Source organism: Stenotrophomonas maltophilia R551-3, assembly GCF_000020665.1.
Lineage (GTDB): Bacteria > Pseudomonadota > Gammaproteobacteria > Xanthomonadales > Xanthomonadaceae > Stenotrophomonas > Stenotrophomonas maltophilia_L.
The window spans coordinates 3,569,088-3,589,311 of record NC_011071.1 but is presented as its reverse complement, the minus strand read 5'-3'; the positions used below and the strand labels follow the sequence as shown (position 1 = coordinate 3,589,311).

Below are 20,224 nucleotides of genomic sequence, written 5' to 3'. Positions count from 1 at the left end.
ATATCGCTTATGCAGGCCCTTGCCTACACTCGGCGGCCGTGGATCAATCAGGACCGTTCATGTTGGCTCGTATCGCTTCGACCCTGGCCTTCGGCCTCAGCCTGGCCGTGCTGGCCGGGTGCGCAGGCAAACAGGAGGCTGCCGCACGTCGGCAGGGCGAAGCAGTGCCGGTCACCGCGCAGGTCGTGCAGCCCACGCAGTGGAGCGACACCCTGCAGGCGCTGGGCACGGCCAAGGCGCGCGAATCGATCAGTGTCACCGCCAAGGTCAGCGAAATCGTCGAGAAGGTGCACTTCGAGAGCGGCCAGCACATCGTCGCCGGTGCGCCGATCGTGACCTTGCGCGGGCAGGCCCAGGAGGCCGCGCTGGTGCAGGCGCAGGCCACCTTCCACGAGGCCGACCAGCTGTACAAGCGCCAGCGCGAGCTGGCCACGCAGCGGCTGGTGTCCAGTGCCACGCTGGATACGCAGAAGTCGATCCGCGATGCCGCCGAAGCGCGCGTGGCACAGATGCAGTCGGACATCGGTGACCGTCGTGTGCGTGCGCCGTTTGCCGGCGTGCTCGGCATCCGCCAGGTCAGCCCGGGCACGCTGCTGACGCCGACCACGGTGATCGCCACGCTCGACGACATCGAGCACATGCACATCGATTTCCAGGTGCCGGAAGTGGAACTGGCCGCGCTCGGCGTCGGCGACAAGGTCAGTGCGTCCAGCGTGGCCTGGCCAGGCCGCACCTTCGAAGGCGTGGTCAGCACCATCGATGCGCGCATCGATCCGGCGACCCGTGCAGTGACCGTGCGCGCCGACTTCGCCAACAGCGACCACGCACTGCGTCCGGGCATGCTGCTGGACGTGCGCCTGTTCCATCCCGAACGGCCGGCGCTGGTGGTGCCGGAAATCGCGGTGGTGCAGGTCGGCCGCGATACCTTCGTGTACCGCATCAAAAGCGACGACAGTGTCGAGCGCGTGGACGTGGTCACCGGCGCGCGTCGTGCCGGCGTGGTCGAGATCAGGCAGGGCCTGGAAGCGGGCCAGCGCATCGTGGTCGATGGCACCGGCAAGTTGCGCCCGGGCCTGAAGGTAGCCGCCAAGGACGCGGCACCGGCCAAGGGTGCCAAACCGGCTGATGCACCGGTGCCGGTCGCGGCCGAGGGCCACGGCGGATGAAGCTGTCCGACACCTCCATCCAGCGGCCGGTGTTCGCCGTGGTGATGAGCCTGCTGCTGCTGGTGCTGGGCGTGATGTCCTTCACCCGCCTGACCCTGCGCGAACTACCAGCCATCGATCCGCCCATCGTCTCGGTGTCGGTCGACTACACCGGTGCATCGGCGGCGGTCATCGAAAGCCGCATCACCCAGGTGCTGGAAGACGCGCTGGCCGGTATCGAAGGCATCGATACCATCAACGCGCGCAGCAACAACGGCCGTTCGCAGGTCAGCATCGAATTCACCTCCAACCGCGATATCGAGGCCGCGGCCAACGACGTGCGTGATGCGGTCAGCCGCGTTGCCGACCGCATGCCGGAAGAAGCACGTCCGCCGGAAATCGCCAAGGTCGAAAGCGATGCCGACCCGATCATCTGGTTCAACATGGTCTCCTCGACCATGGACACGCTGGAGCTGAGCGACTACGCCGACCGCTATGTGGTCGATCGTTTCTCCAGCCTCGATGGCGTGGCCCAGGTCCGCATCGGTGGCCGCCAGCGCTATGCGATGCGCATCTGGTTGGACCGCGATCAGCTGGCGGCGCGCGGGCTGACCACCGGCGATGTGGAAACCGCGCTGCGCAACGAAAACGTGGAACTGCCGGCCGGTCGCATCGAATCGACCGACCGCGATTTCACCCTGCGCGTGGAGCGCAACTACATCAAGCCCGAAGACTTCGCGACCATCCCGCTGGGCAAGGGCCGCGACGGCTACGTGGTGCGCATGGGCGACGTGGCGAAGATCGAGCTGGCTTCGGCCGAGCGTCGCGCCTACTACCGCAGCAACGGTGAACCGGGCATCGGCCTGGGCATCGTCAAGACCTCCACCGCCAACTCGCTGGACGTGGCACGCACCGCGCGCGCTGAGGCGGAGCGGGTCGCGCTGACCCTGCCCAAGGGCACGCAGATTTTCGTTGCCTTCGACAACACCACCTTCATCGAAGCCGCAGTGGACCGTGTCTACGCCACGCTGGTGGAAGCGATGATCCTGGTGCTGGCGGTGATCTGGCTGTTCCTCGGCAGCTTCCGCGCTGCACTGATTCCGGCAGTGACGGTGCCGGTGTGCCTGGTCGCCGCGTTCATCGCGCTGTATGCGTTCGACTTCTCGATCAACCTGCTGACCCTGCTTGCCCTGGTGCTGTGCATCGGCCTGGTGGTGGACGACGCGATCGTGGTGGTGGAGAACGTGCAGCGCCGCATCGATCTGGGTGAACCGCCGTTGGTGGCGTCCAAACGCGGTACCGCGCAGGTGGCGTTCGCAGTGATCGCCACCACGGCCGTGCTGGTGGCGGTGTTCCTGCCGGTGGGTTTCCTGGAGGGCAACACGGGACGGCTGTTCCGCGAACTGGCAGTGGCGCTGGCCGCGGCGGTGGCGTTGTCCGCGTTCGTGGCGCTGACGCTGACGCCGATGATGGCCTCCAAGCTGCTCAAGCCGCATACCGGGCAGGCGCCGCGTGGCCTGCATGGTTTCATCAACCGCAACCTGGAGCGCCTGGCCGGCGCCTATGGGCGGGTGCTCGATCACCATGTCGATCGCACCTGGATCTACCTGCTGGTGATGGTGGCCGCGCTGGCCGCCAGCTGGGGTCTGCTCAAGCTGCTGCCGTCGGAACTGGCACCGGCCGAAGACCGCGGTTCGTTCCAGATCATGATCGACGGCCCGGAAGGCGCCGGCTACGACTACACCGTGCAGCAGGTGCAGCAGGTGGAAGCGATGCTGGCCCCGCATGTGGGCGCCGACAAACCGATCGTGCGCGCCAACCCGCGCGTGCCGGGCGGCTGGGGCGCCAGCGAGGAAATGCATACCGGCCGCGTCAGCGTGTTCCTGCAGCCGTGGCGCCAGCGCAGCGAAGGCACGCCGGAAGTGGCCAATGAGCTGCAGAAGGAACTGGACACCATCCGCGGCGTGCGCGTACGCACGCAGGTGGGCGGTGGCCTGGTGCGCAGTGGCGGCCAGCCGTTCCAGATCGTGCTGGGCGGCCCGGAATACGCCGAGATCGCGCAGTGGCGCGACCGCATCCTGCTGCGCATGGCCGACAACCCCGGCCTGGTCGGCCCGGACTCGGACTACAAGGAAACCCGGCCGCAGATGCGGGTCAACATCGACCGCCAGCGTGCGGCCGATCTGGGCGTGCCGGTCACCGCGATCGGTTCGGCGCTGGAAACGATGATGGGCTCGCGCCGCGTCACCACCTTCGTCGACAACGGCGAGGAGTACGACGTGCTGGTCCAGGCCGGTCGCGATGGCCGCGCCAGCCCGGCCGACCTCGCCGCGATCCGTGTGCGCGCCACCTCCGGCGAGCTGGTGCCGCTGTCCAACCTGGTCACGCTCAGCGAAGTGGCCGAGGCCGGCACCCTGAACCGCTTCAACCGCCTGCGCTCGATCACCATCAATGCTGGCCTTGCGCCGGGCTATCCGCTGGGCGAGGCGATTGCCTGGGCGCAGCAGGTCACGCGCGAAGAGCTGCCGCAGTACGCGCAGGTGAACTGGAAGGGCGAATCGCGCGAATACCAGAGTGCCGGCGGCGCGGTGCTGCTGACCTTCGCCATGGCGCTGCTGGTGGTGTACCTGGTGCTGGCCGCACAGTTCGAGAGCTTCATCCACCCGCTCACCATCATGCTGACCGTGCCGCTGGGCGTGCTCGGTGCGCTGGTCGGCCTGTGGGTCAGCGGTGGCACGGTGAACCTGTTCAGCCAGATTGGTATCGTCATGCTGGTCGGCCTGGCGGCGAAGAACGGCATCCTGATTGTCGAATTCGCCAACCAGCTGCGCGACGACGGGAGAACCGTGCGCGAGGCGATCATCGAATCGGCGATGGTGCGCCTGCGCCCGATCCTGATGACCTCGATCGCCACCGTGGTCGGTGCGGTCCCGCTGGTGGTGGCCGGTGGCCCCGGTTCGGCCAGCCGTGGCACCATCGGCATCGTGATCATCTTCGGCGTGACCCTCTCGACCTTCCTGTCGCTGTTCGTGGTGCCGGCGTTCTACGCGCGGCTGGCGCCGTACACGCGCTCGCCGGAAGCGGTGAAGCGCGAGCTGGAGAAGCAGGAGGCGGAGTCGCCGTCGGTGGGTGGGCATGCCTGACCTGACCGCCAGCGGGGTCGGATCCCTTTCCCAAGAGGAAAGGGCTCTGACCCCACACCTGCAGGGCGACGGCTTCCTCCTGCGTCCCTGGCGCAATGAAGACCTCGAATCGCTGCTGCGCCATGCCAACGACGCCGAGGTATCGCGGGGCCTGCGCGATCGTTTCCCGTACCCGTACACGCGCGAGGATGGCGAGGCCTTCCTGGCTGGCCGCGTGCTGGCGCCGGGCACGCTCAACCTGGCCATCGAGATCGACGGCCAGGCCTGCGGCAGCGTCGGGGCCCAGCAGGGCCATGCCGAGCGCGGGCACATGGCGGAGCTGGGCTACTGGCTGGGCCACGCGTACTGGGGCCAGGGCCTGATGACCCGCGTGGTCGGACTGTTCGCACCGTGGGTGATGGACGAACTACGCCTGTTCAGGCTGCAGGCCGGGGTGGTCGACTTCAACCTCGGCTCGGCCCGTGTGCTGGAAAAGAACGGCTTCCAGGAAGAGGGCGTGGACCGCTGCGCGGTCTACAAGCGCGGCGTGCTGCACGACCTGCGCCGCTTCGCCCGGGTGCGCACGCAGCTGCCCTGAAAGGCCGCCGGGCATGGCCCGGCGCTACCGTGGGGGCCACGGTCATTGCCGGTAGCGCCGGGCCATGCCCGGCGGATTCCTTCTGCCGCTACCGCAGCGGCCTTCGATCAGGGAGAATCGACCGGTCCCTTCCAGCCGACGGGACGTCCTCACAACCCGCCGACTGGAGAGAGCGCGCGTGGAAGCTACCGTACATTTCATCAACAGCATCATCTGGAGCAAGGCGCTGATCTTCATGTGCCTGGCCGCCGGCCTGTTCTTCAGCCTGCGCACCCGCTTCATGCAGATCCGCGGCTTCGTCGAGATGTGCCGCCTTACCGTCAAAGGTGAGAAGTCCGACGCCGGCGTGTCTTCCTTCCAGGCGCTGGCCATGTCGATGGCCGGGCGCATGGGCATCGGCAACATCGCCGGCGTGGCCACGGCCATCGCCTTCGGCGGCCCCGGTGCCATCTTCTGGATGTGGGTGATGGGCTTCCTCGGTGCGTCCACCTCGTACGTGGAATGCACCCTGGCGCAGATCTACAAGACCAAGGACGCCGAAGGCCGCTACCGCGGTGGCCCGGCCTACTACATTGAAAAAGCGATGGGCCTGAAGTGGTATGCCATGGCCTTCGCCATCGCCACGATCATCGCCGCCGGTTTCCTGATGCCGGGCGTGCAGGCCAATGCCATCGCCGACAGCGTCATCAACGCCTGCCGTGGCACCGCGCTGTGCGGCCCGCTTGATGGTCAGGTCTTTGGCATGGAATCGGCGCAGGCGTTGAAGCTGGGTATCGGACTGGTGGTGGGCCTGCTGCTGGGCGTGGTGATCTTCGGCGGCGTCAAGCGCATCGCCAACTTCGCCGAAGTGGTGGTGCCGTTCATGGCGGCGGCGTTCATCCTGACCGCCATCGTCATCATGATCATCAACTACGACCGCGTGCCGGAAATGTTCGGCATCATCTTCAAGAGCGCTTTCGGTACCCATGCGGCATTCGGCGCGATGATGGGCCTGGCGGTGGAGTGGGGCATCAAGCGCGGCATCTACGCCAACGAGGCCGGCCAGGGCTCGGGCCCGCACGCGGCCGCCGCATCCGAGGTCTCGCACCCGGCCAAGCAGGGCTACGTGCAGGCGTTCGCCATCTACTTCGACACCATGATGGTGTGCACCGCCACCGCCTTCCTGATCCTGGCCAGCGGCACCTACAACGTGTACTCGCCGGTGCCGGGTGCCGCGCCGATCTTCCAGGGCCTGGCCGGTATTCCGGAAGGCGCGGGCTATGCGCAGGCCGGTGTTGAAGCCGTGCTGCCGGGCTGGGGCTCGGCGTTCGTGTCGATCGCGATCTTCTTCTTCGCCTTCACCACGATCATGGCCTATTACTACATGGCCGAAACCAACCTGACCTACGTCAACCACAACAAGAAGCGCCCGCTGACCGTGCTGTGCCTGCGCCTGGGCATCATCGCCATGGTGGTGTTCGGCGCGTTCCATAATGCGACCCTGGCCTGGGCGCTGGGTGACATCGGCGTGGGCCTGATGGCCTGGCTGAACATCATCGCCATCCTCATCATCCAGAAGCCGGCCATGCTGGCCCTGCGCGATTACGAGCGGCAGAAGAAGCTGGGCCTGGATCCGATTTTCGACCCCGATGCCCTGGGCATCAAGAACGCCGATTTCTGGCGTCAACGCAAGCTGGAGTTGTCCCGTAGTGAATGATCCCTGGAAGAATGCCCGCCGTCCGTCGTCGCGACCGCCGCGGGCCACCCCGCTGCCGCCGCGTGAGGGCGGCACCCCGCCACCGCCGGGGCGTGGCAACGACGAACTGCGCCTGTACGGCTGGAACGCCGTGCAGGCCCTGTTCGACAAGCGCCCGCAGGCACTGCGCAAGCTGTACCTGGTGGAATCGCTGATTCCGCGCATGCAGCCGGTGCTGAAGTGGTGCGTGGCCAACCGCGTCGGCTACCGCGTGGTGGAGGAGGGCGACCTCAACAAGCTGGCTGCCACCACCCATCACGAAGGCCTGGTGGCCGACGTGCTGCGTGCGCCCGTCGTACCGCTGGCGCAGTGGCTGGAGGATCTGGGCGAAGGCCCGGCGCTGGCGTTGTGGCTGGACGGTGTCGGCAATCCCCACAACTTCGGCGCAATCCTGCGCTCGGCCGCGCACTTCGGTGTCAAGGCGCTGCTGCTGCCGGCCGGCAGCACGCTGGCGCTGTCTGGTGCCGCTGCGCGCGTGGCCGAAGGTGGCGCCGAATCGGTACCGCTGGTGCAGTTGCCGGACAACGCACAGGCCATGGCACAGCTGCGAGCGGCCGGTTTCGGGCTGGCCGCGACACTGGTCGAGGGCGGTGAGGACGTGTTCCGCGCATCGCTGCCGGCACGACTGGTCTACGTAATGGGTGCCGAAGGCGAAGGCATGGACCGCAGCCTTGCCAGCGAATGCGACCTGCAGGTCTCGATTCCCGGCAGCGGCGCGGTGGAGAGCCTGAACGTGGCCTCGGCCACGGCCGTGTTGCTGGCGCAGTGGGCGAGCCGCCGCCACGGCTGATCCTGTCGTGCTGATGCTGTGTTGATCTCCTGACCCGGCCCTCGCGGCCGGGTTTTCTTTTGCGCGGCGCAAGGCCGCAAACGATGCACGCGCAGCAAACTGGGTCATCTGCGTCAGCTTACGTTGCTTCAAACACGCTTGATGGGTATGCAAGCGATTTTAGTATTTGTCTCATTGCTGGGCCGTTTCCCGCGCCGCACGGTGGAGTTCCTTCCAACGTCGTACAGGAGTGGTTCCATGCATCGAATCCAACGCCGCACACGTCACACTTGCCTGGTGCTGGCACTCGCTGCGCTTGCCGCACCATCGCTACAGGCCGCGGAACGCAGTCTCGATGGCGTCAATTTCACCGGACCGCTGATCACTCCCAATCCCGCCGGCCTGCCGCAGGGCAACTGGTACATCGAGCCCTATCTGGTGCGGGTCGACAGCCGCGACCACTACGACAACAACGGTGATCGTCGCCGCAGTGCCGAGCACAGTGGCGCCTGGGCCACGGTGGTGCCGATCATCTATGGCTTCAGTGACCGGGTGATGGGCCAGGTCAATCTCAGCGCCTCGCGCTCCGAATCCGGCAGTGCGCGCAGCAGCGGCTTCCGCGCCGGTGACACCACCGCACGCCTGCAGTACCTGCTGCAGGCGCCGAATGCCGATGGCACCCGTCCGGCCATCTCGGTCGCGCTGGTGCAGCGTTTCAGCACCGGCAGCCACGATCGCATCACCGGCAATCCGCTGGATGCGCAGGGCGACGGCGTACAGCGCACCACCGCGGCGCTGGGCGTGCAGCAGGTGGTGTGGCTGGGCAATGACCGCCCCGTGCGCTGGCGCGCCCAGCTCAGCGCCGGGCCGGCACCGTCGCGCACCGCCATTTCCGGCACCAGCGTGTACGGCACCGATGACAGCTTCCAGGGGCACATTTCGCGCGGCTCGGTACTGGGCCTGTCGGTAGGCGCCGAGTACAGCTTCAATTCGCGCTGGGTGGGCGTGATGGAAATGGCCGCCAGCCGCGAGACCGGCCAGCGCCTGAGCGGCTTCGCACGCAACGGCAGTGGTGCGATCGAACGGATTGAAGAGCACCGTCCGGCCAGCCGCAACGTCAGCCTGGCGCCGGCAGTGGAGTATCACTTCAGCCCGTCGCTGGGCCTGATCGCCGGCGTCGAATTCACCGTGGCCGGGCGCAACACCGGCCGCATCATCAGCCCCCAGGTCGCCCTGGGCATGTTCTTCTGAGGGGCAGGTGATGAACATCGAATCCATCGTCAACACCATCCTCGGCATCGTCTGGAGCCCGTACCTGGTGGTGCTGTGCCTGCTCGCCGGCCTGTACTTCAGCGTGCGTACCCGCTTCATCCAGTTGCGCGCGCTGCCGGAGATGCTGCGCCTGATGTTCCGGCACGAGCGCTCCGAAGCCGGTGTGTCACCGTTCCAGGCCCTGTCGCTGTCGTTGTCCAGCCGCGTCGGCGTCGGCAACATCGCCGGCGTCGCCATGGCCATCGCCTTTGGTGGCCCGGGCGCGATCTTCTGGATGTGGATCGTCGCCTTCCTCGGCGCCTCCAGCGCCTTCATCGAATCCACGCTGGCACAGATCTACAAGGACCGCGATGCCAAGGGCCAGTACCGCGGTGGCCCCGCGTACTACATCGAAAAAGGCCTGGGCCAGCGCTGGTATGCAGTGCTGTTTGCGCTGGTCACCGTGCTGGCCGGTGCGATGCTGGCCGGTACCCAGTCCAATGCGATCACCAGCGCGGTGAACGAAGCCTGGGACGTGCCGGTGATGACCACCACGGCGGTGCTGCTGGTGGTGCTGGGGGCGATCCTGATCGGCGGCGTGCGCCGCATCGCACGGGTGGCCGAATGGGTGGTGCCGTTGATGGCGGTGGCGTATCTGCTGGTGGCCGCGCTGGTGATGGTGCTCAATGCAGAGAAAGTGCCGGAGGTGATCATGCTGGTGCTGCGCAGCGCATTCGGTGTGGATGCAGCGTTCGGTGCAATGATCGGCACCGCCATCCAGTGGGGCGTGCGCCGTGGTGTGCTGTCCAACGAGGCCGGCATGGGCAGCGGTGCGCATCCAGCCGCCGCCGCCGAGGTCTCGCATCCGGTCAAGCAGGGCCTGGTGCAGTCATTCTCGGTCTACATCGACACGATGGTGGTGTGCAGTGCTACCGCGTTCCTGATCCTGTCCACGGGCCTGTACAACGTCTACGACCCGGCAGTGAACGGCATTCCGGATGAGGCGCGCCTGCTGCTGGGCAATCTGCCTGGCGTCGAGGCCGGGCCGCGCTTCGTGCAGCACGCGGTGGAGTCCGCGCTGCCGGGCTTCGGCCGTTCGTTCGTGGCGCTGGCGATCCTGCCGTTCGCGTTCACCACCATTCTGGCGCTGTACTACATGGCCGAGACCAATATCAGCTACCTGTGCCGTGATCGTCCCGCGCCGTGGGTGATGGGCGGGTTCCAGCTGCTGTTCCTGGCCGCGACCGGCTACTCGGCGGTGAACAGTGCGACGATCGCGTGGTCGCTGGGCGACATCGGCGTCGGCCTGATGAGCTGGTTGAACATCATCGCCATCCTGCTGCTGCAGAAGCCGGCGCTGGCGGCGCTGCGCGACTACGAACAGCATCGCCAGGCGGGCAAGGATCCGCTGTTCAATCCGAAGCTGCTGGGTGTGCGCAACACCAGCGTGTGGGAGGGCTGACAGGATCAGGGTCAGATCCCTCGCTCATGGCGAGGGATCTGACCCACGCCATCGCCCGGTGGGTGCGCCATTACTCGGTGGGTGCGAACCTTGGTTCGCACCGATCTTCCCGCTGCGCTCGCCAGGCATGGCCCGGCGCTGGCGCATCATTCGTTCGGCGGCGTGGTCGCCTTGGCTTCGCTGCCGAAACTGCCATCGGCTTCCGCGGCCAGATACGCGAACACGGTGTACGCGGCCACGTTCTGCGCCAGCGCCTTCGGGTCGATCTTGTCCAGCGTGTCGTCGGCGGTGTGGTGCAGGTGGAAGTAGTCCGAGCCGTCCTGCGCCAGCCATGCCCACGCGCCGCCCTTGGCGGCCAACGGGCCGACGTCCGGGCCCGGACCACCCTTGTCGGCCTGGTACTCGATGCCCAGCGGCTTCATCACTTCGGCAATCTGCTTCGTCGCTTCGCGCGAGCCTTCCGGGTTCGGCGAACCGGTATTGAAGGCATAGATGCGGCCGGCACCGAAGTCGCTCTCGGCGGCCAGCTGGTGCAGGGCCACATCCTTGGCATGCGCCTCGGCGTAAGCCTTGCCGCCATACAGGCCCTGTTCTTCGTTGGCGAAGGCGATCACGCGGATGGTGCGCTTCGGCGCCTGCTTGAGCTGGCCGATCAGATGGCCAGCGGCCATGGTGATGCCCACGCCGGCACCGTCATCCACTGCGCCGGTGCCCAGGTCCCAGGAATCCAGGTGACCACCGATCACCACCACTTCCTTGGGCAGGCTGCGGCCGGTGATCTCGCCGATCACGTTGTACGAGGTGGCGGTGCCGTCCCAACCGCAGTCCAGCGCCACCTTCACCGTTGTCGCGCCACGGGCCAGCAGGCGGGCCAGCTGGTCGGCGTCGGGCACCGACAGTGCTGCAGACGGCACCGGGGTCAGGCCGTCGTCGAAGCGGGTGATGCCGGTGTGCGGCACGCGGTGCGAGTCAGTACCGGCCGAGCGCATCAGGAAACCGACCGCGCCCTTGCGGATTGCTTCGGAAGGGCCCTTGCTGCGGATCGCGCCGCCACGGCCGTAGTCGCGGCCATCGCGGAACGGCAGCATCTGGTAATCAACGAACGCGATCTTGCCCTTCAGCGAACCGGCCGGTGCGGCCTGCAGTGCGGCCAGGTCGGCGAAGCGGACCACTTCGGCTTCAACGGTGCCGCCCGGGCTGCCGCCCAGCGCCGTGATCTGCAGCGGCTGCGGGTTCTTGCCGGTCACCGCGGCGTGTTCACTGCGGCGCTCCCACTTCGGGAACGTCACCGGTTCCTTCCAGACCTTGTCGAAGCCGAGCGACTTGAACTTGGCTTCGGCCCAGGCCACGGCGCGGGCGTCGGCTTCGCTGCCGGCGATGCGCGGGCCGATTTCGGTGGTGAGCGATTCAACCACCTTCCAGCCGGTGTCGTCAGCCAGCGCCTGGTCGCGCAGCTGCGCAGCGGTGGACAGCGACGCCGGGGGCAGGGTGGTGGTGTGCGGCGCCGCGAAGGCCGGGGCGGCCAGCAGGGCGAGGGAGGATGCGATGGCAAGGACGCGGCGACGCATGGACAGCTCCGGGAAGGGACCAAGCCTTGGAGCTTAACAGTCGTTCAGCCCGGCGCATGGGCGGGAGGTCATGGCTGCCGCGAACGCTGTTTTCCGCCACGTCCGGCAAAGCGAAAGCCCCGCCGGGGCGGGGCTTTCACAGGCTTCTGCGGTAGCGCCGGGCCATGCCCGGCGAGCGCAGCGGCAAGATGGCGTCCCGCCGGGCATGGCCCGGCGCTACCACCTTATTTCTTCAGGCTGTCGCGGATCTCGCGCAGCAGCACCACTTCCTCGGCCGGGGCGGCCGGGGCGGCGTCCTGCTTGCGCGACAGGCGGTTGATCACCTTGATCACCAGGAAGATGGCGAAGGCTACGATCACGAACTGGATCAGCGTATTGATGAAGTCGCCGTAGCCGATCACCACGGCCGGGATTTCCTTGCCGTCGGCACCGATGCTGGCCGGTGACAACGTCCACGCCAACTGCGAGAAATCCACCTTGCCGATCAGCATGCCCAGCGGCGGCATGATGATCTTCTCGACCAGCGCGGTCACGATCTTGCCGAAGGCCGCGCCGATCACCACGCCGACGGCGAGGTCGATGACGTTGCCGCGCATCGCGAATTCCTTGAACTCGGTGAGCATTCCCATTGTTGTTTTTCTCCGGTGGGGGAAGTGGACAGCGCGCAGGGTAGCGCAGGTGATGTCAGCCGGCGATCACGCCGTGGCGCTCGGCCACGTTTTCCAGGCGGGCACTGAAGCGGTCGCCGGGCTTCAGCGCGGCCACTCCGGACGGGGTACCCATGAACACCAGGTCGCCGGCACGCAGCTGCCACAGCTTGGACAGCTCATGCAGGATCTCCGGCACGTTCCAGATCATCTGGTCGAGCAGGGCCTGCTGGCGCACCTCGCCGTTGACCTCCAGCGACAGGTTGAGCGCGGCCAGGTCGCCCACTTCAGCGGCATGCACGATCTCGCTGATCGGCGCCGAGGCATCGAAGCCCTTGGCCGCATCCCACGGATGGCCCTTGTCCTTGGCGGCGGCCTGCAGGTCGCGGCGGGTCAGATCCAGGCCGACGGCATAGCCGTAGACCAGCGCGTCGGCATCGGCGACGGCCAGTTCGCCGGCTGGCGCATCACGGCCGATCGCCACCACCAGCTCCACTTCGTGGTGCAGGTTGGCGGTTGCCGGGGGATAGGGGATGGCATCGTCGTGTCCGACCACGATCGCATCGGCCGGCTTGCTGAAGAACATCGGACGGCCGCGGTCGTCGGCCGCCGGCACCGCTGCGCCCATTTCGCGGGCATGGTCGGCGAAATTGCGGCCGACGCAGTAGATACGGTGCACGGGGAAGCTGCCACCACCCACCACCGGCACACGCGGCAGGGCTACGGCAGGGATCACATCGGAGACATCGGACATGCGGGCATCCAGGAAGGGCGTGCCCGCAGTCTAGAACGCATGGCGCCCGCCGTCAGCGGGCGCGTAGGGCGTGGATCAACGCGAGGCCGGCAGCACCGGCTTGCGCACCACGCGGAACTCGCCCTCGACCACGTTCGGGTCGAGCGCACGGGCAGTGCCCGGCTTGCGCGAAGCCAGCAGCTTCCACGCCAGGCCGACCAGGATCATCGCCGCACCGACGAACACGCCGATGAACACCATCGCGGCCAGGATCGCCAGGCCGAGCAGGCCCACGGCAACGCGCACCAGCGGGTGACGCGGCTTGCGCGGCGCGAACAGGGTGCGGAACTGGTTGAAGGCGGATGCGCGATTGAACATGGCGGCTCGATAGGCTGGGATCAGCGAAACCAGAGTATCGGGACGTGCCACTGTCATTGAGTGAAAAACTCGTTAAATATAGCCTGTGCTTATTACGAATCAATGACTTGTGTTCATGTTGCAGCCAGTCACCTGAGTGGGCGTGCGACAATGCGCGTTTACTGTCCGAGCCTTCGCCATGACTGCCGCTGCTGCCCTGATCGCCCTTGATGCCATTGCCGATGGCGCGTTTGCTGAGGTCGAAGCGGTGGTCGATGGCGATGCCGAGTCGCTGGTGTTGTACCGCGACGGTGCGCAGGTGCGGGCATTCCTGAACATCTGCCCGCATGCCGGCCGCCGCTTGGACTGGGCGCCGGGCCAGTTCCTGAAGAGCCGCGAAGGCCACCTGGTGTGCGCCGCCCACGGCGCCTCGTTCGCGCTGGACAGCGGCGACTGCATCGCCGGTCCCTGCAAGGGCGACCGCCTGCGCGCGGTGCCGGTGGACGTGCGCGACGGGCAGGTCTACCTGGCTTGAGGCCGGGCGATGTTGCTTGAGGTAGGTGCGGACCGTTGGTCCGCACGCTCCGTTGCAGGCAAGCCCTGTGCGGACCAACGGTCCGCACCCACCTATCGCAGCCCTGCCGATCAATCCCCTCAGAACATCAGGTTGATCATCAGCACCACCACGCAGGTGTAGATCAGCGACAGCGGGCCGCCGACCCGCCACATCTCGCGCGGGGTGTAGTTGGCCGGGCCGGTGATCATCGAAATCACCGGGTTGGAGGCCGTCATCAGATTGTTGGACGCCGACAGCGCCACGATCAGCGCGAACGCCGTCGGATTGCCGCCCGCCGCCAGTGCCAGGTTCACCGCAATGGGCACCATCACGATGGTCGCGCCTACATGGCTGATCACCAGCGAGAACGCCGTGGTCAGCAGTGCCAACGCCACTTCCAGCACCCATACCGGGATGCCAGTGGGCAGCTTGTCGATGGTATGGCCGGCCACCCACGCCGCCGCGCCACTGGAATCCATCGCCCAGCCGAGCGGGATCAGCCCGGCCATCATGAACACCGTTTTCCAGTTGATCGAGGCGTAGGCCTCGTCCATGCGCAGCACGCCGGTCAGCAGCATGCCGGCTACGCCGGTCATCAGGGTCAGTGCCACCGGCAGCTTGCTGGTCAGCGCGATCAGGATGGTCAAGGCGAAGATCGCCATCGCGATCTTGAACTTGTGCGGTCGCTGCTCGCCGGTCGGGTAGTCGGTCACCACCACGAAGTCGCGGCTGCGGGCGGCCTGCGCCAGGTCGGTCCAGATGCTGTGGAAGACCAGCATGTCGCCGGCGCGCAGCTGCACGTCGCGCACGTCCTCGCGGATCACCTGCTTGTCGCGGTTGATCGCCAGCAGGCTGATGCCGCGCTCCTTGCGCAGGCGCAGGTCGGCCGCGCTCTTGCCGATCACGTTCGAGGTTGGCGGCACCACCGCCTCGGAAATACCGGCGCGGCTCGGGTTGAACAGGTCGCCGAGATGCTTCAGCCGCGAAGACATGCGCAGGAACTGGTTCTGCGCGAAGTCGTTGATCTGCTCGCGCGGGCCCATCGCGCCGAGCACGCTGCCCACCCAGATGCGCATTTCCGCCGGCGGCGCCAGGCGGGTGTCGTTGCCGGTTTTCAGCGCCAGCAGCAGCGGTGCATCGTGCAGGTTCTCGGCCTCGCCCAGGGTCATGCCGACCAGCGGGCTTTCGGCACTGACCACCAGCTCGAACACATCGCCTTCGATGCCGTAGGTCTTGGCGAAGTAGCTTTCGGTACGCGCCGGAGTGACCCCGTCGTTGACCAGGCTTTCCTCTTCCACCAGCTTGCGGTCGCCGTAGTAGCGGAAGTACAGCAGCGAAGCGATCAGCAGCGCCACGCCGATCGGCAGCGGCGCGAACATGCGCAGTGGTTCGATGGTGGCCAGGCCCGAGGGCAGGTTGTTGTTGGCCGAGGCCAGCAGATCGTTCAGCAGGATCAGTGGCGAGTTGCCGACCATGGTCAGCGCGCCACCCATCACGATCGCCGCCGAAATCGGCAGCAGCAGCCGCTGCATGGTCAGGCCCGTGCGCGCCGCCAGCCGCGAGGCCACCGGCAGGTACAGCGCCATCACGGACGGGTTCTGCATGAAGGACGAGTTCAGGCCGGCGATGGCCGTGGTCATCATCAGCAACCGCTGCTCCACGCCGTGGCCACGGCGCAGCAGCCAGGCGGCGAGCCGGTTCAACGCCCCGGTGCGGTCCAGGCCTGCGCCGAGGATGGTGGTGGCGATGATGCTCATCACCGCGTTACCGGAGAAACCGCCGAAGATCTCCTCTGGCGCGATCAGGCCGGTCACGCCCAGTACCACCAGCACCACCAGCGCAACCACGTCGGCGCGGATGCGCTCGAACAGGAACATCGCCATCGTGAAGCCGACCAGCCCGAGCACGAGCTTCATGTCAGTGGTCAGCGTCAGCGCGGTATCCATGTGGGGCGCAGCGTCCTCAGGCGATCATCAGGTGCGGTCGTACAACAGGTCCCAGACGCCATGGCCGAGCTTCTGGCCGCGGGTCTCGAAGTGGGTCTGCGGCCGCCAGTCGGGGCGAGGCACGCTGCCACGCGGGCCGGCGCGGTTGACCAGGCCGGCGGTGGCGTCGAGCACGTCCCACATCTGCTCGGCGTAGTCTTCCCAGTCGGTGGCGCAGTGCAGGCGGCCGCCCGGGCGCAGCTTGCGCACGATCAGTTCGGCGAACGCCGGCTGCAGCAGGCGGCGCTTGTTGTGGCGCTTCTTGTGCCACGGATCCGGGAAGTAGATGCGCACTTCATCCAGCGCGCCATCGGCGATCTCGTTCTGCAGCACTTCCACCGCATCGTGGTGGTACAGGCGCACGTGATCGGCGTTGTCGTCGGCCAGCGCGTTCAGCAGGCGGCCCACGCCGGGGGCGTGCACTTCGATGCCGATGTAGTCGCGCGACGGGTCGTGCTGGGCGGCGAAGCGCATGGCGGCGCCATTGCCGAAGCCAATTTCCAGCACCTTGTGCGCGGGACGGCCGAAGGTCGCGTCCAGGTCACGCGGCTGGCCGTTGTAGTCGATGCCGAAGCGTGGCCAGCGTTCGTCGAACGCGCGCTGCTGGGCGGGGGTGAAGCGGCCCTGGCGCAGCACGAAGCTGCGCACTTCGCGGCGGCCTTCACTGACGGTGAAGGGCTTGGGCGGGGCCTTGGAACCGGCACTGTCGAACGGATTGGTCATCAGCCGATCAACCCATCGATCGGGGACGACGCACTGGCGTAGCGCTTGCGCGGAATGCGCCCGGCCAGGAACGCCTCGCGCCCGGCCTCGACCGCCTTGCGCATGGCGCTGGCCATCAGCACCGGGTGGCGCGCACCGGCAATGGCGGTGTTCATCAGCACGCCATCACAGCCCAGCTCCATCGCGATCGCCGCATCCGAAGCGGTGCCGACGCCGGCATCGACGATGATCGGCACCTTGGCGTCTTCGATGATCTGCAGCAGGTTGTATTTGTTCTGGATGCCCAGGCCCGAACCGATCGGTGCAGCCAGCGGCATCACCGCAGCGCAGCCGATCTCTTCCAGGCGCTTGGCCAGGATCGGATCATCGGAGGTGTAGACCATCACCTCGAAACCGTCCTTGACCAGCTGCTCGGCGGCCTTGAGGGTCTGCACCACGTCCGGGTACAGCGACTTCTGGTCGCCCAGCACTTCCAGCTTGGTCAGGTTGTGGCCGTCCAGCAGTTCGCGGGCCAGGCGGCAGGTGCGCACCGCATCCTCGGCGGTGTAGCAGCCGGCGGTGTTGGGCAGGATGGTGAAACGCTCCGGCGGCAGCACGTCGAGCAGGTTCGGCTCGCCCGGGTTCTGCCCGATGTTGGTGCGGCGGATGGCCACGGTGACGATCTGGGCGCCAGCGGCCTCGGTGGCCAGGCGGGTTTCTTCCAGATCCTTGAACTTGCCGGTGCCGGTGAGCAGCCGCGAGCCATAGGTCTTGCCGGCGATCACCAGCGAATCGGGGGAGACTTGAACGTTCATGGCGCGATTATCGCTTATCCGCCTGAAGATGGGGTCACGCGATTGCACCGCCGGGCACGGCCCGGCGTTACCGAGGAGGTGCGCGCGTGGTAGCGCCGGGCCATGCCCGGCGAGCGCGCAGCGCGGTCGCTTCAGCCGCCACCCAGCGCGTGCACGATCTCCACCACGTCGCCTTCGGCCAGAACATGCTCGCCGTGGCGGCTGCGGCTGACAATCTCGCCGTTGACCTCCACCGCCACCCGGCGCTGCAGCAGCTGCTCGGCCTCGAGCAGGTCGTGGAGGGTCGCCGAAGCGGGCAGGGTACGCGGTTCGCCATTGAGCTGGATGTTCATCGGCCCATTGTCGCTGATGGCCTGCCAGGATCGGAATGCTTGCAACTTCCGCCGGGCGCCAGCTCCGGCACAGCGTGCTGTCAGGCGTTCAGGCGACAATCCATGCGGCGGCGCAGCGTGAGCAAAAGGCGGCGCGGTGAAACCATTCACCGTGCGCCGGCGTACGTACGCCGGGTTCCCACTTATTCACCCCACAGGAGTTTCTTCATGCAGCTCAGCAAACACCCGATCCGCTCCCTGATGGCGGCCGCGATCGCGCTGGCCGCGCTTCCGGCCATGGCAGGCGAAAACCCGTATTCGAAGGCGGTGTTCTTCGGCGACAGCCTGACCGATGCCGGTTACTTCCGCCCGCTGCTGCCCGAGGCCACGCAGGGGCTCTCCGGCCAGTTCACCACCAACCCGGGCTGGGTGTGGTCGCAGCAGGTCGCCAACTACTACGGCCTTAACAAGGACCCCAACGGCAACGGCCAGAACGGCGACAACTACGCTGTCGGCGGGGCCCGCGTGTCGGTGGAAGGCAGCGGTGCCCTCGGCGCGATCCCGTCGTTGAAGTCGCAGGCGGCCCGCTACCTGGCTGCAAACGGTGGCAAGGCTGACCGCAACGCCCTGTATACCGTCTGGGGTGGCGCAAACGACCTGTTTGCCGCCGCCGGCGCTGCCGGTGCGGGTGCGCCGCCGGCCCAGGTGCAGGGCATCATCGGCGCGGCAGTCACCGACCAGATCGCGCTGGTCGGCGCCCTGAAGCAGGCCGGTGCCCAGTACGTGCTGGTGCCGAACCTGCCGGACGTGGGCATCACCCCGCAGTTCCGTGGCCCCAACGCGGCGGCGGCCACCGCCATGTCGGTCGGCTACAACAAGGCGCTGTATGGCGGCCTGAAGCAGGCGGGCATCGAGTTCATTCCGCTCGATACCTTCAGCATCCTGCGTGAAGTGACCGCCAACCCGGGCATGTACGGCTTCACCAACGTCACCGGCACCGCCTGCAAGATCAACCCGGCCAACACCACGGGCAGCATCATCGGCTGCAACCCGACCACCTACGTCAGCCCCGATGCGTACCAGACCTATCTGTTCGCAGATGGCGTGCATCCCACCGTTACCGGCCACCAGCTGCTGGGCCAGTACGCCGTCTCGGTGCTGGAGGCTCCGCGCCTGCAGCAGGTGCTGAGCCACTCGGCACAGACCATTGGCCGCTCGCGTGCCGATCAGGTCAGCAATCACCTGGGTGCCCGTCCGGCTGATGGCCTGTCGTGGTGGGGTGGCGTGCGTGGCGACCTGCAGCGCTATGACCACGCAGACCTGTATGACGGCCTCGCTCCGGCCGGCCTGTTCGGTATCGACTGGGCACGCAACGGCGTGGTGGTCGGCGGCTTCGCCGGTTTCGGCCGCCTGAATGCCGACTTCGGCAACAGCCGTGGTGACTTCACCCAGAAGGACACCACCGCCGGCCTGTTCGCGGCATGGTACGGCGACCGCGTCTGGGTCAACGGCCAGGTCAGCTACACCTGGTTGTCGTATGACGTGAACCGCAAGGTCCAGCTGGGCCCGGCCACCCGCGAACACGGTGGTTCCCCGGATGGCAGCAACCTGACCGCCGCACTGAACGCCGGTTACGAGTTCGGCACCGAAGGTGGCTTCCGTCATGGTCCGGTCGCTGCGGTGATCTGGCAGAAGGTCAAGATCGACGGTTACAGCGAAAGCGCCGCTGCGGGCACGCTGGCCACCGCCCTGGGTTACGACCGCCAGAACGTCGACTCCACCGTCGGTCGTATCGGCTGGCAGGCCCGCTTCGATGGCGGCACCGTCAAGCCGTACGTGCAGGTGACCTACGACCACGAGTTCGAGGACACCAAGCAGGCCAGCGCCTGGCTGCAGACGCTGCCGGAGCTGGGCAGCTACCGCGTGCCGGGCCTGGACTTCGACAAGAACTACGCCACCGCCGTGCTGGGTGCGCGTATGGACCTGTTCGGCCTGCAGGGCAACGTTGGCCTGAGCACCACGGCTGCGCAGAAGCGCGCCCGTGATGCCTCGATCTTCGCCACCGTCAGCGGCAGCTTCTGATCCAGAGCGGGGTCGGATCCCTTTCCGCAAGGAAAGGGTTCTGACCCCGTCGCTGATGCAGAGGCCACCATTGCGCAATACCGGCCGCTCCGCATAGACTTTCACCCGCAATGCGGGCGTAGCTCAATGGTAGAGCTGTAGCTTCCCAAGCTACTGACGTGGGTTCGATTCCCATCGCCCGCTCCATGTCTCCAGCGGTCAGCGCAAGGCTGACGCTCGGCAATATCCGAACCGCTCATCTCATAGGCATGCGTGAACCGAGTGGCCATGTCCGTACTGGCCTTGGTGCGGGGTTTGCGCGGGAAATCCTCTCTTGCAACGCCCGCTGTCTCCCAGGCTGTGTCGCGCGGGAAGATTCAGTCGGTGCTCGGCTTGGGGATGCTAAA

At 67.0% G+C, this 20,224-nt stretch carries 17 protein-coding genes and 1 tRNA gene; 10 read left to right on the top strand and 8 right to left on the bottom strand.

The genetic code is table 11. The features are described 5' to 3' along the window. Positions 1 to 59 precede the first annotated feature (59 nt). From SMAL_RS16290 to SMAL_RS16260, 7 genes are all read left to right on the top strand, one after another. Entirely contained in the window at positions 60 to 1,166 is a 1,107-nt protein-coding gene (locus SMAL_RS16290) for an efflux RND transporter periplasmic adaptor subunit (protein ID WP_012511953.1), read from the top strand. Next, positions 1,163 to 4,288, top strand: coding sequence for an efflux RND transporter permease subunit (locus tag SMAL_RS16285; RefSeq protein WP_006388394.1), 3,126 nt, complete (start codon positions 1,163 to 1,165; stop codon positions 4,286 to 4,288). Before SMAL_RS16290 ends, SMAL_RS16285 begins: the two co-directional genes overlap by 4 nt. Further along, positions 4,281 to 4,865, top strand: a complete 585-nt coding sequence (locus SMAL_RS16280; protein ID WP_012511952.1) for a GNAT family N-acetyltransferase — start codon at positions 4,281 to 4,283, stop codon at positions 4,863 to 4,865. Before SMAL_RS16285 ends, SMAL_RS16280 begins: the two co-directional genes overlap by 8 nt. Before the next feature lie 178 nt (positions 4,866 to 5,043). After that, on the top strand, positions 5,044 to 6,561 hold the full coding sequence (locus tag SMAL_RS16275) for an alanine/glycine:cation symporter family protein (RefSeq protein ID WP_012511951.1): 1,518 nt from the start codon (positions 5,044 to 5,046) through the stop codon (positions 6,559 to 6,561). Next, positions 6,554 to 7,390, top strand: coding sequence for a TrmH family RNA methyltransferase (locus tag SMAL_RS16270; RefSeq protein ID WP_006388350.1), 837 nt, complete (start codon positions 6,554 to 6,556; stop codon positions 7,388 to 7,390). Before SMAL_RS16275 ends, SMAL_RS16270 begins: the two co-directional genes overlap by 8 nt. Before the next feature lie 237 nt (positions 7,391 to 7,627). After that, positions 7,628 to 8,620 (top strand): hypothetical protein, encoded by a 993-nt coding sequence (locus tag SMAL_RS16265; protein ID WP_012511950.1) that lies wholly within the window; start codon positions 7,628 to 7,630, stop codon positions 8,618 to 8,620. 10 nt (positions 8,621 to 8,630) lie between these two features. After that, on the top strand, positions 8,631 to 10,082 hold the full coding sequence (locus SMAL_RS16260) for an alanine/glycine:cation symporter family protein (RefSeq protein WP_006388325.1): 1,452 nt from the start codon (positions 8,631 to 8,633) through the stop codon (positions 10,080 to 10,082). Positions 10,083 to 10,228: 146 nt separating this feature from the next. Here SMAL_RS16260 and SMAL_RS16255 read toward each other — a convergent pair whose 3' ends face one another. From SMAL_RS16255 to SMAL_RS16240, 4 genes are all read right to left on the bottom strand, one after another. Next, positions 10,229 to 11,650, bottom strand: a complete 1,422-nt coding sequence (locus SMAL_RS16255) for a M28 family peptidase (protein WP_006388317.1) — start codon at positions 11,648 to 11,650, stop codon at positions 10,229 to 10,231. Positions 11,651 to 11,874: 224 nt separating this feature from the next. Further along, positions 11,875 to 12,279, bottom strand: a complete 405-nt coding sequence (mscL, locus tag SMAL_RS16250) for a large-conductance mechanosensitive channel protein MscL (protein ID WP_012511949.1) — start codon at positions 12,277 to 12,279, stop codon at positions 11,875 to 11,877. A 55-nt stretch (positions 12,280 to 12,334) separates the two neighbouring features. Beyond that, positions 12,335 to 13,051: a fumarylacetoacetate hydrolase family protein gene (locus SMAL_RS16245; RefSeq protein ID WP_006387611.1), complete on the bottom strand. Its 717-nt coding sequence runs from the start codon at positions 13,049 to 13,051 to the stop codon at positions 12,335 to 12,337. Between the two features lie 75 nt (positions 13,052 to 13,126). Then, the gene (locus tag SMAL_RS16240; protein WP_012511948.1) at positions 13,127 to 13,408 is read right to left on the bottom strand and encodes a hypothetical protein; all 282 of its coding nucleotides are present in this window, start codon (positions 13,406 to 13,408) and stop codon (positions 13,127 to 13,129) included. 178 nt (positions 13,409 to 13,586) lie between these two features. On the opposite strand from SMAL_RS16240, the gene SMAL_RS16235 reads away from it, so the two are divergent. Continuing rightward, on the top strand, positions 13,587 to 13,922 hold the full coding sequence (locus SMAL_RS16235; RefSeq protein WP_012511947.1) for a Rieske (2Fe-2S) protein: 336 nt from the start codon (positions 13,587 to 13,589) through the stop codon (positions 13,920 to 13,922). 119 nt (positions 13,923 to 14,041) lie between these two features. On the opposite strand, the gene SMAL_RS16230 is transcribed toward SMAL_RS16235, so the two are convergent. From SMAL_RS16230 to thiS, 4 genes are all read right to left on the bottom strand, one after another. Next, on the bottom strand, positions 14,042 to 15,889 hold the full coding sequence (locus SMAL_RS16230) for an SLC13 family permease (RefSeq protein ID WP_006387463.1): 1,848 nt from the start codon (positions 15,887 to 15,889) through the stop codon (positions 14,042 to 14,044). 27 nt (positions 15,890 to 15,916) lie between these two features. Continuing rightward, entirely contained in the window at positions 15,917 to 16,651 is a 735-nt protein-coding gene (gene trmB / locus SMAL_RS16225) for a tRNA (guanosine(46)-N7)-methyltransferase TrmB (RefSeq protein WP_006387461.1), read from the bottom strand. Next, on the bottom strand, positions 16,651 to 17,445 hold the full coding sequence (locus SMAL_RS16220; RefSeq protein WP_006387459.1) for a thiazole synthase: 795 nt from the start codon (positions 17,443 to 17,445) through the stop codon (positions 16,651 to 16,653). Before SMAL_RS16220 ends, trmB begins: the two co-directional genes overlap by 1 nt. 131 nt (positions 17,446 to 17,576) lie before the next feature. After that, entirely contained in the window at positions 17,577 to 17,777 is a 201-nt protein-coding gene (gene thiS / locus SMAL_RS16215; RefSeq protein WP_008265079.1) for a sulfur carrier protein ThiS, read from the bottom strand. A 207-nt stretch (positions 17,778 to 17,984) separates the two neighbouring features. Between thiS and SMAL_RS16210 the strand changes: the two genes are divergently transcribed. Both SMAL_RS16210 and SMAL_RS16205 read left to right on the top strand, forming a co-directional pair. Continuing rightward, positions 17,985 to 19,838, top strand: coding sequence for an autotransporter domain-containing esterase (locus SMAL_RS16210; protein ID WP_012511946.1), 1,854 nt, complete (start codon positions 17,985 to 17,987; stop codon positions 19,836 to 19,838). Positions 19,839 to 19,950: 112 nt separating this feature from the next. Then, a tRNA-Gly gene (locus SMAL_RS16205) sits at positions 19,951 to 20,024 on the top strand. Positions 20,025 to 20,224: the final 200 nt, after the last annotated feature.

What these genes read in the sequence shown, in the direction of transcription:
- SMAL_RS16290 (WP_012511953.1), top strand. Translation starts at nt 60, where the DNA reads ATGTTGGCTCGTATCGCTTCGACCCTGGCCTTCGGCCTCAGCCTGGCC.
- SMAL_RS16285 (WP_006388394.1), top strand. Translation starts at nt 1,163, where the DNA reads ATGAAGCTGTCCGACACCTCCATCCAGCGGCCGGTGTTCGCCGTGGTG.
- SMAL_RS16280 (WP_012511952.1), top strand. Translation starts at nt 4,281, where the DNA reads ATGCCTGACCTGACCGCCAGCGGGGTCGGATCCCTTTCCCAAGAGGAA.
- SMAL_RS16265 (WP_012511950.1), top strand. Translation starts at nt 7,628, where the DNA reads ATGCATCGAATCCAACGCCGCACACGTCACACTTGCCTGGTGCTGGCA.
- SMAL_RS16260 (WP_006388325.1), top strand. Translation starts at nt 8,631, where the DNA reads ATGAACATCGAATCCATCGTCAACACCATCCTCGGCATCGTCTGGAGC.
- SMAL_RS16255 (WP_006388317.1), bottom strand. Translation starts at nt 11,650, where the DNA reads ATGCGTCGCCGCGTCCTTGCCATCGCATCCTCCCTCGCCCTGCTGGCC.
- mscL (WP_012511949.1), bottom strand. Translation starts at nt 12,279, where the DNA reads ATGGGAATGCTCACCGAGTTCAAGGAATTCGCGATGCGCGGCAACGTC.
- SMAL_RS16245 (WP_006387611.1), bottom strand. Translation starts at nt 13,051, where the DNA reads ATGTCCGATGTCTCCGATGTGATCCCTGCCGTAGCCCTGCCGCGTGTG.
- SMAL_RS16240 (WP_012511948.1), bottom strand. Translation starts at nt 13,408, where the DNA reads ATGTTCAATCGCGCATCCGCCTTCAACCAGTTCCGCACCCTGTTCGCG.
- SMAL_RS16235 (WP_012511947.1), top strand. Translation starts at nt 13,587, where the DNA reads ATGACTGCCGCTGCTGCCCTGATCGCCCTTGATGCCATTGCCGATGGC.
- SMAL_RS16230 (WP_006387463.1), bottom strand. Translation starts at nt 15,889, where the DNA reads ATGGATACCGCGCTGACGCTGACCACTGACATGAAGCTCGTGCTCGGG.
- trmB (WP_006387461.1), bottom strand. Translation starts at nt 16,651, where the DNA reads ATGACCAATCCGTTCGACAGTGCCGGTTCCAAGGCCCCGCCCAAGCCC.
- SMAL_RS16220 (WP_006387459.1), bottom strand. Translation starts at nt 17,445, where the DNA reads ATGAACGTTCAAGTCTCCCCCGATTCGCTGGTGATCGCCGGCAAGACC.
- thiS (WP_008265079.1), bottom strand. Translation starts at nt 17,777, where the DNA reads ATGAACATCCAGCTCAATGGCGAACCGCGTACCCTGCCCGCTTCGGCG.
- SMAL_RS16210 (WP_012511946.1), top strand. Translation starts at nt 17,985, where the DNA reads ATGCAGCTCAGCAAACACCCGATCCGCTCCCTGATGGCGGCCGCGATC.